This window comes from Aquimarina sp. MMG016, from assembly GCF_018100805.1.
Taxonomy (GTDB): Bacteria; Bacteroidota; Bacteroidia; order Flavobacteriales; family Flavobacteriaceae; genus Aquimarina.
In genome coordinates this window covers 75,704-91,588 of the sequence record NZ_JAGJEA010000015.1, presented here as the reverse complement: position 1 = coordinate 91,588, position 15,885 = coordinate 75,704, and the positions used below count along the sequence as shown (strand labels likewise).

Sequence of the window (15,885 nt, the reverse complement as noted above, 5' to 3'; positions counted from 1 at the left end):
AAGCACTTATTAGCTATGTTTTATACACCTTAGCTATGTTTTATACACCGTGTTGTGGGCAGTTATTTATATTAGTTTTATTGATTTTTTAAATTCTTCAAATTCTATGTTGGCAAGTTGATTTTGAGCTTTGGATTGATGGCAATTAAAGTCGTAATAAAATCCATTATGCTCTGCTTTTAATACTTTCAGCTCGACTTTTAATGGCTCATTTATTTCAATATGTTCAAATAAATATTCAGCGTCATATTCATAGAATTTACAATTACTAATGAAATAAGGCTCATACTTTTTTATCACTTTAAAGTCCTTTAAAATCATAAAAGTTCCAAATTCCGACATTTCCATTAGTTCTTCGAAAGTTTCGTGTCCTAAATCTTCGAGTTCTTCTTTTGGCGTTATGTTTAAAGTAATTGTTGGTGAGAAAATACCTTTATATTCAGGTTTGTCCTCATAATATTTTGTAGCAATACAAATAGGGTCTCCCAATTCCTCCCATATTTCTTCTTTTGAATCTTCAAGTCCCTCTCCAATTATTTGTTCGCTTTTAATTTTCCCAAAGTCTTTAACAGCAATGAATCCCCAGTTTTTCGGTTTGTTGAATAGTATTCCAAGTTTTTTATTTACATAAACACTATCATTTATGGCAACAGCATTTAAAGGGTCAACAGTAAGTCCAACCAAAGCAAGACTTGATAATTTCATAAACTGTCTTCTTCCTATTCCCATAGTTTGTTTTTAATTGCCCACAACGTTTAATGTATAGCCCGTTTTAATGGGCTTATACATAGTGTTGTAGTACGTTTTTTATATATCATTAAGATCAGACTCTCGCTTTTTGGTTTTTTGATCCTTTTTTTGCTGAAATCTTTTTTTCTCTTTTTGTTTATTTTGATTTAACCATTCTATGTCAGAGTAAGAAATTTCAAATTTAGAATCAATTAACTTATTTTTAGATTTACGAACATAAGTAAGACTGATTTCAATTTTGGTTCCACATTTAAAATAATAATGATCTTCCCAGCGAATGTCATAATCCTCAATGGGATAATGCTCCTTTTGTTCTTTTGAACTTCTTATTATATGTACTTGATCATTTTTAGGATACTTGTTATTGAAATCTTCAATTATGGACTCATAGTATAAGCTATTATGCGGATAGGTTAAAGCCGATAATTTTATCTCTCTTAACAATTCTTTTTCGTCAAATTCCGATAAGAACTTAAACTCAACTTGGTTTTCAAATTTGGTTAAGTATCTATAGCTAAATCTATATCCCGCTCTATATTCGTAGTCTTTTCCCACATTTTTGGGACCAACTTCATTTCTTGCGAGCTCATAAAAGGTAGGATAGTCCATTCCAAAATAGAAGTTTTTAAAAGCTTTATTATTTCTACATTTTTTGGATTTTAATAAAAAAGCTGATTCAAGACTATCTAGAACTTCTAATTTCGTTTTCAGATATTTTCTGCTAATTTTACTATCATTTACTTTGGAATCTATACAATTCATAAAAGATAATAAAACCACCATTCCCAATATCAAGTTCAATATTTTCTTTGTCATTTATATATGTCTTTACGAAATGTACTACAACAATATAATATGTGTACTGGTACACATATATCTATTATATCTATCCGTTTACAAACGTATATTAAACGTATAATTCTACGGTTAGACTTCTAAAATAACTAAAAATTCCCCGTAATTAAAAAAAGAAACAAAAAAAGGGTAACATATTGCGCTGTAATGACACATACATTAAACACTATATCAAAAATTTAAAAACCAATTATGAAAAAAACAATTCTAGTACTCCTAACTGCAATCGCATTAACTTCCTGTAGCTCTGATGATGGCAATAGCATTATAGAACAACAAGCTGTTGCAGTCACACCACCAGAACTACTGATGGGTAAGTGGATGCTAACAGGAGGAGAACACGAGATGGGAGGGATCTTATTGATTGATGATTGCCTGAGTGAAGAATTAGACTTTGTAGCAGATCGTGATTTCTATCGCAATCTAACAGCCAGACTTGCAGATGCTGATCCCATAGAATGTATCACACAGGAATCTGAAGGTATATTTTTTGTAAACCAAGAAAAAACAGAAATTACTACGATCATAAACCTAAAACGAAGTGTATATAAAATTGTTAAACTAGAAGAAAGTGAATTACATCTTAAAGTGATCTCTAACAATAACGACGGAACATTTGAGAATTTCACAGTTTTTTATGCCAAAGTAGACTAATCCAAATTCTTTACTTCATGTGAGTTTGATTTGGTATCAATTTAGAACTGTCGGGTCGAGCGGAGTCGATACCTAGTTGCATTATACAGATAGCATGACCTCTCGACTCCGCTCGAGATGACAGAGAAACAATGCAAAATTATTTAGAATTAGTTTCATTGGGGAGCTGGATGCATCAGTAAGGCATTACTTGGCAGATTACTACATCAAAATCAAGGAAACAATCAATATTTTTTTAGGGAATAAACAAACTTTTTATAACTACATTTACGCTTTTTTTTAAACAAAAATAGATTTTAGACATATGAGAAAACACATACTTAGTATGGTAATAGCACTAATAGGAATTAGTGGATACGCACAGATTAACTTCGAAAAAGGATACTATATCAATAATGCAGGAGAAAAGACCGACTGCCTGATCAAAAACCTGGACTGGAAAAATAATCCAACTTCGTTTGAGTATAAAACAGCAGAGGGATCAGAGATCAAAACAGCAACCATCAATACGATACAAGAATTTGCAGTAACAGGTGTGATCAGATACAAGAAAGTGACTGTTAATATTGATAAGTCTACCGAACAGATCAGCCGATTAGGAATAAATAAAGAGCCCGAATTCGAGGAAGAAACGCTTTTCTTAAAAGTATTGGTCGATGGAAAAGCCAGCTTGTATTATTATGAAAACGGAAACCTAAGACGTTTCTTCTATCAGGTAGATGAGTCTAAGATAGAACAATTGATCTATAAAAAATATAAAACCTATAGGAATGATGTTGCTACAAATCTCTACTTCAGACAACAACTCTGGGCCAATCTGCAATGTAAGGACCTGAAGATGAAAGAAGCAGTAAACACCAGTTATAGAAAACGAGAATTGATTAAATATTTTATTAAGTATAATAACTGTGCAGGGGGCGATTTTATAACGTATAAGAATGAAAATAAAAAAGACGCTTTTAATCTAAGCATACGGCCGGGGGTTAATTTTTCTTCTTTAAAAACTGATAACAGCCAAAATGATTTAAGGGATACTGATTTTGATACCAAAGCCAGTCTAAGACTAGGGGTAGAATTAGAATATGTGTTACCGTTTAATAACAATAAGTGGGCGATTATCTTGGAGCCTACGTATCAATCGTATAAAGCAGAAAAGTTTATTACCTATTTTAGATCCACTTTATTAACGATAGAGACTAATGTAGAGGCAGATTATAAATCCATTGAGATCCCTCTGGGAGTGAGACATTATTTCTTTCTGAATAAGAATTCTAAATTATTTGCTGATGCAGGATTGGTTGTTTTGGATATTGCTATGAATTCTAAAATTGATTTTGAGGATGAAAGAGGAATGGATCTGGAGATCGACTCCGGAGAAACAGGCAATAATTTCTTTTTAGGTTTTGGGTATAAATATAAAGATAGATATGGTATCGAGGCACGATATAACTTTAATAGAGAATTATTAGGCCCTTTTGGTTCCTGGACATCAGAATATGGTGGGTTTTCTATACTATTAGGATATACGATTTTTTAGTCCACATTAGGGAGTTTAATTCTCAATGGGTTACCTCAAACTGTTTTTTTTTTTTAGATTTGTTATTCTTGCATGTAGCAGGAGCCTAAAAAATACTGCTAAGGCCTTGAAATTGAGGTGTATTACGTAAATAATGTAAAAATAAAATGGGGAAAAAGTAGTTAAAATCCATTAGATTTTATTAATTTAGAAGCAACGTAAAATGTATTATTAACCCCATATCGGGATTTGTTCCGGGTATGGGGTATTTTATTTAACCATTAAAAAATATTTAAAATAATGCTGCTGACTATATGCTACATTAGTAATGCTTCGGAAAAATTGAAAAGTGAAGATATCGAAATGCTTATGGTCGAAACCAAAGCATTTAATAATGCAAATAATATTGGAGGAATACTCATTTATTCTGATCTAACTTTTTTTCAGATTATAGAAGGTGAGTATGATTTGATTAAGTCGCTTTTTAAAAAGATAGAACAAGATTATAGGCATTATAATGTTTTAAAGATTTTGGAAACAAAATCTACAAAAATGAGGTATGAAAGATTTAATAGTAAATATATTACATACCACAGAGAAGAAGCCAATATTGAGCTTCAGAAGTTCCTGGAAATTGATGATAATAATATGTCAGATCATGAACTACATAATTTGGTTGTATACCAATCCAAAGTCTTATCTAATATCTATTAAAAGTCTAGTGAAACGATGAATTTTCAGGGATATATAAATACAATTGACAACACTATATGACAAAATGTAGTTGCACTTCGAGACAACGCATTTGCTACATTTATCGTTATATTTAAATAGTCAAACGTGTAAATCCAATGGTATAAACTCTAAGCTGGAAAAATTATCGGTAAAACCCTGCTCCACAAAGCCTCCCGACTTCATAGAATTTAGTAACTTCAACACTTTTACTATGTAATTAATAAATCTAAAAGCCTAATAGACCTATGGAAAAACTAGTAAGAGCAATTTTAGCAGGATGGGGAGCAAAAAAAATTGGAGGTGGAAAATGTGGGTGTGTTGGCACTGTAGTAGTATTTATTATACTTTATTGGTTGCTAGGGTATGTATTCAAACTATTCTGAATTCGCCTAACCTAAAAATAAATAGACTGATAAAAGATGTAAGCTAAATCTATGGAGCCCAATGAAAAAAAGAAAAACGAAGATAAGTTGGTTGCAAAAAGCACGTGAAAGCTGGAGTCACACGGGTACCAAAAGACCTCCGTTTGCAATAGCACCAAAAAAAGGTCAGCGATCTGTTTGGGATTTTCCACGTCCTCCGATTATCGAAAAAGTGAACAAACCGGTACTAATCAATCATAAAGGTACAGAGATAGCACGCTCTTGTAATGTCTTAGCAGTGCTTGAGACCGCTAGTCCACCAACATATTATATACCTAAGAGAGATGTTAATATGAGTACACTTGTTAGCATACCGGACAAGACCTCGATGTGTGAATGGAAGGGGAGTGCAGTCTACTGGGGACTGAAAACTATGATTGATAGACCTGTGGCCTGGTCCTATCCAAATCCCTTTCCGGAATTTTCTGCATTAAAAGAGTATATCGCTTTCTATCCTCAACATCTAGAGTGTTATATCGATGGGGAACAGGTAAAGGCACAATCCAGCGAGTTTTATGCAGGATGGATTACTTCGGACTTAGTTGGACCTTTTAAAGGCGAACCGGGAACAGGACATTGGTGATGCATCATTTTTATACTGGATCTAAGTTATCGATATACCAATGAATAAAAGTTCTAATAAATGATGAAAAACTCTTTTGTCAAATATATTTCTAATTAGAAGGTTAGCCCAATGGCATATAGGGTTCATATTGAAACAGATTCCAAGCCTTATATTTGTATTTGAACTGTTCTAAAATTTGTTTAACTAGAGTTTACATAAATAATTAATATGAAAGTATATGCATCAATAATCGCATTATTCACTTTAGTATATACCCAAGCCCAGGATAAAAAGATTTTCCAAAATCCCAGTGAGCTTGTAAAAGAGACTCAACGAATAATTTCTATTGAGTCCGGAAAGAAGATAGATACGGCTTATTTTAGAACTCTGTTCCTGCCAACAGCTAATTTTACTGTGGTTGGGAAAGAGAATAAGAAGTTCATGCATGAAACGATGAGCCTAAATGAATTTTTAGAAACTCTTACCGATGAATATTATTCTCTGGGTTATTAGGAAGAATCTACAGGAGAAATCATTGAAGAATATAATGGTATTGCTCAAATAATTCAAAGTTTTGAAGGGCTCGATTCTGAAAATAAATCGGGAAAAGGTGTAGGAAGCTATCAATTAGTGTATTCAGGTGGTAGATGGTGGATCGCTAATATGGTTTGGGCGATGAGTTCTAATAATGGTAAGGACATTCCGTCAAAGTACTTAAAAAACCAAAATAAGAGATAATAACAATCATAATAATAGATGACCCATTGAATGGATTGATTACTTTAAAGGAGTTTAAATAACCAATAAAAAGCAAAATGAAAAAAAGGAATTTAGGAAACAATGGATTAGAGATAAGTGAAGTTGGTTTGGGTTGTTGGCAAATTGGAGGTAATTGGGGTAATCAAATTGATAAGGAAAAAGCTTTTGAAATCCTTAAGGAAGCTGTGAATAATGGAATTACTTTTTTTGATACTGCAGATGTATATGGTGATGGAAGAAGTGAAGAATTAATAGGAGCGTTTTTTAAAAACTCTAATACTAATATTAAAATTGCTACAAAATTTGGACGTGGATCTGATTTGTTTCCTAATAATTATACAGAACAGGCTTTAAGAGATAGTATAGATGCCTCCAGAAGACAATTGAATGTAGAGTGTATTGATTTATTGCAGCTACACTGTATACCTACAGAAGTGTTAAAAAAAGGGGAGGTTTTTGATTGGTTAAGAATTTTAAAAAAAGAAGGCAAAATTGCTCATTTTGGAGCAAGTGTAGAGAGTGTAGAACAGGGGCTGTTATGTCTGGAACAAGAAGGACTTCTATCACTTCAGGTTATTTATAATATTTTTAGACAAAAATTAACTCAAGAATTATTACCTCAAGCTAGTGAAAAAGGTGTGGGGATTATTGTTCGCCTACCTTTGGCTAGTGGTTTGCTCACAGGAAAATTCACAAAAGAGACACAATTTCTCGAAAATGACCACAGAAATTTTAATCGTGATGGAGAAGCATTTAATGTGGGAGAAACTTTTGCCGGACTTCCGTTTGATACTGGGATAACATTATCAAATGAATTAAGAACACTTTGTCCGGAAAATATGACTATGAGTGAATTGGCTCTACGTTGGATATTGGATCATAAGGAAGTATCCACCATTATTCCCGGAGCAAGTACTCATAAACATGTTTCTAATAATGCTAAAGTAAGTAACTTACCTCCACTGTCTAAAAAACTAATGACCGAATTGGAAGAGTTTTACCACAAAAAAGTTCACAAACATATTCGTGGAGTGTACTAAAGCATGAGCAAAAATATTCCTGGCGCTATATAAAAAAGTCGAAATATGGATTCTCATTTGAGGAAGGAAAAGTTGAAAGAGCATATTGAGAAATTAATACCTCTTACTGATGATGAGTTTTTATTTGTTTTATCTCATTTCTCAGTTGAAAAATATAAAAAAATGATTTTCTTATTCAGCAAGGAGACAATGTTACATATTGTTATTTTGTTATTTCTGGACTTTTAAAATTAGTTTATGATGATAGAGATGGGAAGCAACATATTGTATCATTTGCAATGGAAGACTGGTGGGAAAGTGATTTTTCTGCTTATTTCACAAATACTATAGCAAAAATGTCGTTACAATGTATTGAAAACACTACCGTATTCTCCTTAAGCCTTAAAGATTATCAAAAACTGTCAACTGAATTACCTAAAATGGAGCGTTTCTTTCTTAAGAAATCTATTTCTGGGCATATTGCTTCACAACATAGAATTTTATCTTTTTTAATGTCGAATGCAAAGGAAAGATATGAGCAACTTCTTAAACAGTATCCAACATTGTTTCAACGAGTTCCTAAAACTCTTTTAGCTTCTTATCTAGGTGTTTCACGCGAGACTCTTAGTCGACTTTCTTCTTAGCCTTTTTATAATTGTGATATTTATCACACAAGAATGATTCTATTATTGAAATATTTGTAATAGAAATATTAACTCTTGATTATGAAAAGTAGCATAAAAATTTTAGCCTCATTATTATTAACCTCAATATCGATATTAGCACAAAATAAAAAAGAAGAACAAATGGAAAAACGAATAATTAATCCTTGGAAATGGCAAAACAAAAGAAGTTATGTACAAGCTATTGAAGTGACAAAACCTGAAGGTATACTATATGTTTCAGGACAAACAGCAATCGATGCTGATGGGAAATCAAGTACAGCTGATATGAAAACCCAATTAATTCAGTCTATACAAAATATGGAGAAAGTTATAAATGAAGCCGGATATGAATGTAAAAACATTGTGAGATTGAATATGTATACAACTTCATCAGAAGAACTTTTTACTTGTTTTGATGTTTTCCAAAATTGGATTGCTAACCATAATATAAAGCAAGCAAGTACCCTGTTAGAAGTAAAAAGTCTTTTTGAAACATTAAAAATAGAATTAGAGGCAACTGTGGTTAAATAATCTTAGCAAATTGGCTAAGAAAACCTTGTTTTTACAAACAAAAAATCCGAACATATAATGCTCGGATTTTTATATAATATTCAGTTAGTATATGTACTACTTCTTAGTATCATTTTTCATATTCTCCTTAATGACCCTGTAGAACTCATCAAATTTAGGATCGATAAGGATTCTGGTAGCGGTTTCAATACTCTCAGATCCATACTCGCTTTTTCCGGAGACTTGCATCCTTTTAGGATCTACTTTATGATCTTTTTGTAAAGCTCTTACTACAGATGCTGCCTGTTTAGCACTTAGATCCCAGTTGTCTTTTAGGTTTTTGCCGTCAAATTTTAGAGCATTGCTATTACCTTCTACAGTAATTTTGATATCCTTGTTGTCATTAAGTGTCTTGGCAATTCTTCCTAAAACCCCTTTAGCTTTATCTTCAATTTTAGTGTTTTTATCATTTTCACCAAATAAAAGAGTATTAGTAAGCGTAATATAGATTTCACCATTTTTAAAAGCAATGGCGCCATCACTGCCTAAACTGTTTTTAAACAGTGTTAATACTTTCAGTTTTGCAGAGTCACTTTTGCTTAATGCATCATTGATCGTATTTAGTTGCTTATCTTTTGCCTTAATAGCGTCTAATGAGGTTTCTAGGTTTTTAGCTTTCTGGCTGGATAGTTCTGTAAAACTACTCATGTTTTTTAATAGCGAAGCATTGGTTTCTTTAAGGTCATTAACCTGAGTTTCCATAGTTTTCACCTCAGCTTGACTAGTTTTCTCATTTTTGCGAGATTCTGCTAGTTCACCTTTTGTTTCTTTTAATTCTTTCCTCAATTTGTCAATTTCAGTAAGAAGATCTTTTTTCTTTTGCGCTTCTATAGATGAGACGGTCAAAAGCAATACTGATGCGAATACAATAATTTTTTTCATAGTAATAATGATTTGGTTGCAGCTGCTAAAGTAAAACTTTTTTAGAAATTAAGGAAGTTACCTATAGTTATCACTGTTTCAATAGTTCCTGAGCATGCTGAATACTTGAGTTTACTTGATCACGCATTTTTTTGACTTCTATCTCTTCTTCTAGAAGAATTTTCATTTGTGATGCTAATTCTTCAGGGCTTAATTTTTCATCCTTCTTTTCGTATGGAAATTTATCACTAAAGTCACCCATCCATTCCATCATAAAGTCATAAGAATCCTTGAGGCCTTTCTGAGCTTTTGCATACGATTTACCAGCATCCGTAGTGTCAATTTTGGATTCCAGATCTTTGATCATAGTACTCATTTCTCCCATCTTAGGCATTACTTCATCATGGACATCAATGACCTGTTGCATTAAGGTGTCAAATTCTTGTTCTTCTTTAGAAAGTTGGTTGCACGATACCATTAGCATTAATATTGTACAACTTGTTATTATATATATTATAGATTTCATAATGAATAGGGTTTTTATATGTTCAAAAATACTATTTTTCGATATTTTCTAGTGCTTCCTGGTCTTTGAATTGCTTTTCAATGTTATTCATTTTACGATTATGTAAGAAAATTTGAAAAAAACAAAACGCTATTGCTATAGCTAAAATAAGGGTTATCATGGCGATATGGTTTTAGGGATATTAACCTTAGTTCTTCTTTTGAAAAAATCAATAATCAATATGAGTAGTAAACTAACACCAAATAAGGGGAAAATGATGGCTAGAACAACAAGAATAATGATGATACCATATCCAATCTTAAAAGCTACAGGAACTTTTGGTATACCCCAACTACCTTTTCGTTTTCTTAATATATATGAAACCAGAGCTGAAGCACTCATTATGATTAGCGCAATTGCAGTGAGTAACATTAATACCCAGTTCCAGGTGCCAAATTCTCCTTGGTGAAAAGCCATAACCCACATCCGTCCGCGCATTAATACTCCTACATCTTGCCAATGAAGCTTTAATATTTCTTCTCCGGTATATTGATCAAAATGAATTTTTTGTTGAGTACCCAGATCTGATGGGTTAAAATTAGATACGCTAAAAACTCCTTTTGGTCCTTTGGGAAAATCCAAAGTGACTTTTCCCGGAAGATTTAATGTTGAAGCTTTAGCTACCATTTGGTCTAAGGTCAATGATTTATCTTTTGGTATAGATTGTAGTTGATGACCCTGCCAAGTAGCGGGATATCCTGTATTGGTTATTTTCTGAACTTGTTTAAAATTTTCACCAAAAACATCTGTCCAGGGAAACCCACCGGCCAAAATAAGTATTAGTAATCCTGAAATCCAGAATCCACTGATGGAATGTAGGTCTCTAAAAAAAGTTCGTTTTCCTTCGCTAGTTCTAGGGATAAAGAAACCTTTGAGTTTCCAACCTCTGCTGGGCCACCAGACATATAATCCGGTAAGGATGAGTACTAACATCCAGCTGGCAACAAGCTCTATGATTTTAGTGCCGAATTTACCCATGAGCAATTCTCCGTGGAGTTTCCGAATTTTAAACATATCAGTTTTTTTGGATATGATTTCTCCTGAAACTTGACCAGAATAGGGATTGACATACAAACTACTTTTTCCTCCAAATCGCCCTGAGATAAATTCTGTTGCTCGATTTGCAGATTTAGATAGTACTATCGAATTTGGTTTTTTGATTGCGTTATCATTAGCAATTTCCCATTGTTTCTGATAAGAAATAGGTTCTCCGGATACTACAACTTCTCTAATATGTTGCTGTCTTGGAGTTTCGTAATCCGCTTTGAATAGATAAATAGCTCCTGTAACAGAAAGTATAAGTATGAATGGTAAAGAGATAATTCCGGCAATAAAATGCCATTTCCATAACCATTTGTTTAGTTTTTCGTTTTTTCTCATATCTATATGATTAAAAAGTATCTAAAAAAAAAATCTACTGCCAGCATCATCTATTACCCCATAATAGAAAAGCAAGGTTGATTAGAGATGTTAAAATTTCAACTTTGCTCTATCTGACAGTAGATCATTATTATTTTTTTTAAAAATTATATCTCGCTCCAAAATGAAAAGCACTCGGATTACCAATCGTAAAACTATTTTCATTTCTGAATCTATTATACGAAGCTCTGGCTGCATATAATTCATCGGTGATATTTAAGGCGTGTGCCCAAACTTCAAAGCCTTTATAAGCAATAGAGGCTCTGAGGTTAAAAATATTATGCCCATCGTATGTCGCAGTACTCATAGAACCATCTTCATTTTCTACTTGCCCCTCAAAACTGGTATTATACTTCCCAACCAACTCGTGTTCCGCAGTAATACTAAAACCGATACCGTTTTGTAGTTCATTTCTATATGTTACTAAAGAAGTACCTAATAAATTTGGGGCAGTCTCTCTATCCGTGTCTGAGTAATCTACACCTCTGTCAAAAAACTCTACGTATCGATGTTGTGCATAACTACCGTTGTGGGTTAACGATAGTCCTTTTATTGGCATCCAGGTAACACCATATTCAATACCATAGGATTGTGTTTTACCCGCATTGGTGTTGAAGAAATCATCATTTTCATCACGAAGGGTAATTAGCGTGTTCTTTCCTTCCAGAAGGTAAATAGCAGCATCAAGCTTTAGTTTAGAAGGAATAGTAAAATATCCTCCTACTTCGTAATTATTATATTGACTTGGTTTTATACCTCTCAGCTCATTTCTATTTCTATATAAAGTCGAAACTTGAGGAGGAGTAAAGCCCTGAGAATAGTTAGCATATACTCCGGCCTGGTTTGTGAAATTATAATTCAAGCCTAATTTTGGAGCCCAATTATCAAAATCATCTTTGGAGTCTTCTACGCCAACAATACCATCAGCTTGATTGTCATAGTCGTATTTGAAACCGTCATAACGTAATGCAGCTGTAACTTTTAAGGCTTCTATAGGTGAAATTTCATATTGAAAGAAACCTGCGTAGTTAAAGATATCAGCTTCATAGTTAAGAATAAAATCTCCTGAATTTATAGTAAAACCAGTATTCCTCCCTGTTTCGGTATCTACAAATACATCAATGGTTTCTGCCATATAATTCTGAGGAGAATAATCTGCAGTCCCGCCTAAAATTAAAGAAGAATCGGCAAAGCCAAAATCTAACTTATGCTGAATCAAACCAACATAACTTCTAAACTGATTTGAGTTTATCTCACCAGATCCAAAACCTGTTAGCTGTCCTTGATTTCTGAATTGACGAATTCTGTACGATGGATTCTGATCCATTCTATTATCTCTTACCACAAAGTTGAAAGAGGTTTTGTTTCGATCATTCCAAAATTTGTCTAAGGTAGTTCTTGCTCTAAAAGCAATGGCATCTCTTTCTGTAAAAGTTTGATCACTTTCATAGTTTCCTCCATTATAATCAGACTCACTTAAGGAACCTGACATGTCAGAACGATATTGTATTGCATCAAAAACAGTAGTCCATTTGGTTGATGAGTTGATATCATATACAGTTTTGAAAGTAACGGCTAACTTTTCATAATCACTATGTTCGATAGGGCCATCTTCACGTTTTACATGGTGCCCACCAATATAAAAACCAAACTTCTCTGATGTTTGGTCAGATATTTCTAACTCATAACGTGTTAACCCTAAGTCGTTAGTTTGAAAACCGATACTTCCTGTTAATTCTTCGGTTGGGTTTTTAGTAATAAAATTAAAACTTCCACCAATAGCTTCACTACCATAAATGCTAGATGCTGGTCCTTTTAAAACTTCTACACGACCATAAGAAATATCATTCATTTCTAATAAGGCATTATGATTAAATACTGAAGTTGGGCGGATTTGCAATCCATCTTCCAGGTATAAAAACAATGCTTTTGTAGAAATAGGAGAACGCACTGCCATAAAATGTTGCTCGTTACTTGCAGCTCTGGAGGTTGACATAAAAACTCCAGGTACTTGATTCACCAACTGATCAATACCAAACGCTTTAGTTTCTTTTATGGTTTGGGCATTAATGGTAGAAATCGAACCCGGTACTTCAGAACGTTTTTGGATCTCACGACTTGCAGAAGTTACCAAAACTTCTTCTAGAGCAACATTATCTTCAGTTAACCTAATCGTATTAAAACCAGAAGTAAGTGTTACTCGTTTGGTGATATATCCTAAAAAGCTAACGGTAACTTCTGTTGAGTTTTCTAAGGTGATTGTAAAGTTTCCTTCACTATCACTCATTATACCATTTGTGTTGTTATTAGGAGCAACTATGGTTGCTCCTGGTAAAGGGTTATTAGAATTATCTATTATTTTTCCTTCGTATGAATTTTGTGCACGACTAAATAAACTCACAAATAGTAATGTGAGTAACATATAATTTTTCATTAATTATTTTATATATAAATTTTTTATTCCAAGAAATTACATCCCTGAAATGTTCATAAACAAGGTTTCTTCTAATTCGACAATTAGAAGTTTTACAGTTTTGTATGTAATTTATATATGTTGAGGAGGGTGGTCAATGTCTTTGGAAACATTAATTACTTGAAGTTGATTTGGTTTCCAATTGTGAGATATATTGAAGTTGGTAATAGTATTATCGTACAATGTAATTGTAGTATCCTGAAAATAAAGTGGAATAAAAGATTCTGTAATGATAATAGTTTCAGAATTTTCTTTTGATGATTGTGTTTTAGCCTTCATTTGGCTCATTAAATAACACTTACCATTACAATTAAGGCTTGGTCGTTCCTTATTAACACAATATTTATCTATAATCTCATTAATATTGAGCTGGTAATACATAACTGTACTGATCTCCATAGCAGGCCTTATGGCAAAAGCTGAAAATAACAATATGGAAAACAGGATTCTCATCCGCACAAAAATGAATTTCGTGCAAAAGTACGGATTTTGATATTTTTAATACTCCAAAAGTTTAATAATGAGTTGTTAAAATATATTATAATTTAGTAGAGATACTATAAATTCTACTCAACCCATTTTCATATGAGTTCATAGTTTTAAGAAGTTGTTCCAGATTTTTACGAGTGTCTGAGTTGGCTTTTATAGTAGTTCTTTTACTGGTAAAATATAAGGTCTGCGTTTTTATATCATAATATGGGCAATAATCCATCTTATTAGAATTGATAGTTACCATAAGATTTTTGGCTTCAGACCAGTTTCCATTTTCATCTTTACGAGAAATATAGAGGTCTCCACTTCCTAAACCATCTTTTCTTTGATATCCTCCAAAAATTAAAAATGATTCATCCGGGGCAATGTAGGCATTGTATTCATATCCTTTAGAATTAATAGCTTCGCTTAAAGAAACAGGTGTAGTGTAAGTGTTGTTTTTCCATTCACTAAAAAAAATATCATCTTTTCCTTTTGTAGGAGCAGCAGTACTTGTATAGTACATATTTCCATTACTTGCTATAGAAGGATAGAATTCATCACCTTTAGTATTTATTGGACTACCAATATTTTTGGGTTCTGACCACTCTGATAAATTATTTGATCGTTCTATATACCATATATCTTGGTCTTTGGGCTCTGTTTTTGTTTTGTCTAACGGACGGTTTGAGACGAAAAATAGTTTTAACCCATTTGGAGAGAACATAGCTTCCAAATCCCCATATTGGCCAGAAAATGGAGCAACCTTGGGAGATGACCATTTGCCTTCTTTTTTAGTAACTTTTATAATTATAGAGAGTTCTCCATTATATCCTTGTGCAGTAAAGTACGCTTCATCCTGAGTAGGGGAGATCGTAAAATCTCGAACAGTAGGAAATTGTGTTATGATTTCCGGAAGAACAGATGTTACTTTAGTCTCCTGACTTATCGTTATTTGAAAAGTCAAGAGTAGGAGTGCAATAATTTTTTTCATTACAAAATATTTTGATTGATGATTTTGAAATATAAAGATTATTGTTAATTCGTAGTATTAATGTTTTGGTAAATATTCTTTCGGGATAGGGTTTTGCTCTGTTTCTTGAGTCCAGTAGATATTGACAACCCACCAACGATTACTATCATCTAATAATTGAATACTGTTGATTCCTCTCATAAAAGGATCTGTATCTGATTTACTTTTAAAAGATTCATAAGTGCTGAACACTTGAGTAATATTTCCAAAGGTATTGGTAGCGCGGTGGATTTCTTTTTCAAAGAAGCCGTTTTCGATTAACCATTTACCAGAGCTTTTAATATAATCATCCGGTGACAAGTACCGTAACCCATAAATTCCATCTTTATTCTTACCAGATGGGATAAGTCTAGCATTTGGTTTAAACAAAAACCTAAACAGTTCCCAGTTTCGTTCTTCTCCCTTTTCCCCAGAAATTACAGCATAAAGCGTTTCTAACGTGCTATCTAAGGTTTTTACTTTGTCAAGATATTTCTCGTTGTTTTCCTGAGCTTGGATAGCTATGATTGCTAAAAGAAACAAAATAGTTAAAAATGATTTTTTCATAGTATAA

17 protein-coding genes and 1 pseudogene are annotated in these 15,885 nt (G+C 32.9%); 9 read left to right on the top strand and 9 right to left on the bottom strand.

The window, feature by feature from the left end:
- Positions 1 to 66 precede the first annotated feature (66 nt).
- Together J8M14_RS20475 and J8M14_RS20470 are read right to left on the bottom strand one after the other, a co-directional pair.
- The gene (locus J8M14_RS20475; protein WP_211076695.1) at positions 67 to 729 is read right to left on the bottom strand and encodes a hypothetical protein; all 663 of its coding nucleotides are present in this window, start codon (positions 727 to 729) and stop codon (positions 67 to 69) included.
- Positions 730 to 807: 78 nt separating this feature from the next.
- Positions 808 to 1,566 (bottom strand): hypothetical protein, encoded by a 759-nt coding sequence (locus J8M14_RS20470; RefSeq protein WP_211076694.1) that lies wholly within the window; start codon positions 1,564 to 1,566, stop codon positions 808 to 810.
- A 231-nt stretch (positions 1,567 to 1,797) separates the two neighbouring features.
- Here J8M14_RS20470 and J8M14_RS20465 point away from each other — a divergent pair, with 231 nt between their 5' ends.
- From J8M14_RS20465 to J8M14_RS20425, 9 genes and pseudogenes are all read left to right on the top strand, one after another.
- Positions 1,798 to 2,259 carry a hypothetical protein gene (locus J8M14_RS20465; protein WP_211076693.1) on the top strand — a complete coding sequence of 154 codons (462 nt, stop codon included), beginning with the start codon at positions 1,798 to 1,800 and terminating at the stop codon, positions 2,257 to 2,259.
- 304 nt (positions 2,260 to 2,563) lie between these two features.
- Positions 2,564 to 3,796, top strand: a complete 1,233-nt coding sequence (locus J8M14_RS20460; protein WP_211076692.1) for a porin family protein — start codon at positions 2,564 to 2,566, stop codon at positions 3,794 to 3,796.
- Positions 3,797 to 4,075: 279 nt separating this feature from the next.
- Positions 4,076 to 4,489, top strand: a complete 414-nt coding sequence (locus J8M14_RS20455) for a BLUF domain-containing protein (protein WP_211076691.1) — start codon at positions 4,076 to 4,078, stop codon at positions 4,487 to 4,489.
- A gap of 266 nt (positions 4,490 to 4,755) precedes the next feature.
- Entirely contained in the window at positions 4,756 to 4,893 is a 138-nt protein-coding gene (locus J8M14_RS20450) for a hypothetical protein (RefSeq protein WP_211076690.1), read from the top strand.
- Between the two features lie 61 nt (positions 4,894 to 4,954).
- Positions 4,955 to 5,515 (top strand): DUF427 domain-containing protein, encoded by a 561-nt coding sequence (locus tag J8M14_RS20445; protein WP_211076689.1) that lies wholly within the window; start codon positions 4,955 to 4,957, stop codon positions 5,513 to 5,515.
- 210 nt (positions 5,516 to 5,725) lie between these two features.
- On the top strand, positions 5,726 to 6,010 hold the full coding sequence (locus J8M14_RS20440; protein WP_211076688.1) for a hypothetical protein: 285 nt from the start codon (positions 5,726 to 5,728) through the stop codon (positions 6,008 to 6,010).
- Between the two features lie 302 nt (positions 6,011 to 6,312).
- The gene (locus J8M14_RS20435) at positions 6,313 to 7,296 is read left to right on the top strand and encodes an aldo/keto reductase (protein ID WP_211076687.1); all 984 of its coding nucleotides are present in this window, start codon (positions 6,313 to 6,315) and stop codon (positions 7,294 to 7,296) included.
- Positions 7,297 to 7,341: 45 nt separating this feature from the next.
- Positions 7,342 to 7,919 (top strand): annotated as a pseudogene (locus J8M14_RS20430) (Crp/Fnr family transcriptional regulator).
- 81 nt (positions 7,920 to 8,000) lie between these two features.
- The gene (locus J8M14_RS20425) at positions 8,001 to 8,471 is read left to right on the top strand and encodes a RidA family protein (RefSeq protein ID WP_211076686.1); all 471 of its coding nucleotides are present in this window, start codon (positions 8,001 to 8,003) and stop codon (positions 8,469 to 8,471) included.
- Between the two features lie 96 nt (positions 8,472 to 8,567).
- Here J8M14_RS20425 and J8M14_RS20420 read toward each other — a convergent pair whose 3' ends face one another.
- The 7 genes from J8M14_RS20420 to J8M14_RS20390 form a co-directional block, all read right to left on the bottom strand.
- The gene (locus J8M14_RS20420; RefSeq protein ID WP_211076685.1) at positions 8,568 to 9,392 is read right to left on the bottom strand and encodes an OmpA family protein; all 825 of its coding nucleotides are present in this window, start codon (positions 9,390 to 9,392) and stop codon (positions 8,568 to 8,570) included.
- 70 nt (positions 9,393 to 9,462) lie between these two features.
- Positions 9,463 to 9,897, bottom strand: coding sequence for a hypothetical protein (locus tag J8M14_RS20415; RefSeq protein ID WP_211076684.1), 435 nt, complete (start codon positions 9,895 to 9,897; stop codon positions 9,463 to 9,465).
- A gap of 156 nt (positions 9,898 to 10,053) precedes the next feature.
- Entirely contained in the window at positions 10,054 to 11,316 is a 1,263-nt protein-coding gene (locus tag J8M14_RS20410) for a PepSY domain-containing protein (protein ID WP_211076683.1), read from the bottom strand.
- A 139-nt stretch (positions 11,317 to 11,455) separates the two neighbouring features.
- A complete protein-coding gene (locus J8M14_RS20405) occupies positions 11,456 to 13,789 on the bottom strand; it encodes a TonB-dependent receptor (protein ID WP_211076682.1) in 2,334 nt (777 codons plus the stop codon).
- 111 nt (positions 13,790 to 13,900) lie between these two features.
- The gene (locus J8M14_RS20400) at positions 13,901 to 14,281 is read right to left on the bottom strand and encodes a hypothetical protein (RefSeq protein ID WP_211076681.1); all 381 of its coding nucleotides are present in this window, start codon (positions 14,279 to 14,281) and stop codon (positions 13,901 to 13,903) included.
- Between the two features lie 85 nt (positions 14,282 to 14,366).
- Positions 14,367 to 15,293 carry a PD40 domain-containing protein gene (locus J8M14_RS20395; RefSeq protein ID WP_211076680.1) on the bottom strand — a complete coding sequence of 309 codons (927 nt, stop codon included), beginning with the start codon at positions 15,291 to 15,293 and terminating at the stop codon, positions 14,367 to 14,369.
- A 57-nt stretch (positions 15,294 to 15,350) separates the two neighbouring features.
- Positions 15,351 to 15,878: a hypothetical protein gene (locus J8M14_RS20390; RefSeq protein WP_211076679.1), complete on the bottom strand. Its 528-nt coding sequence runs from the start codon at positions 15,876 to 15,878 to the stop codon at positions 15,351 to 15,353.
- Between the last annotated feature and the right edge of the window lie 7 nt (positions 15,879 to 15,885).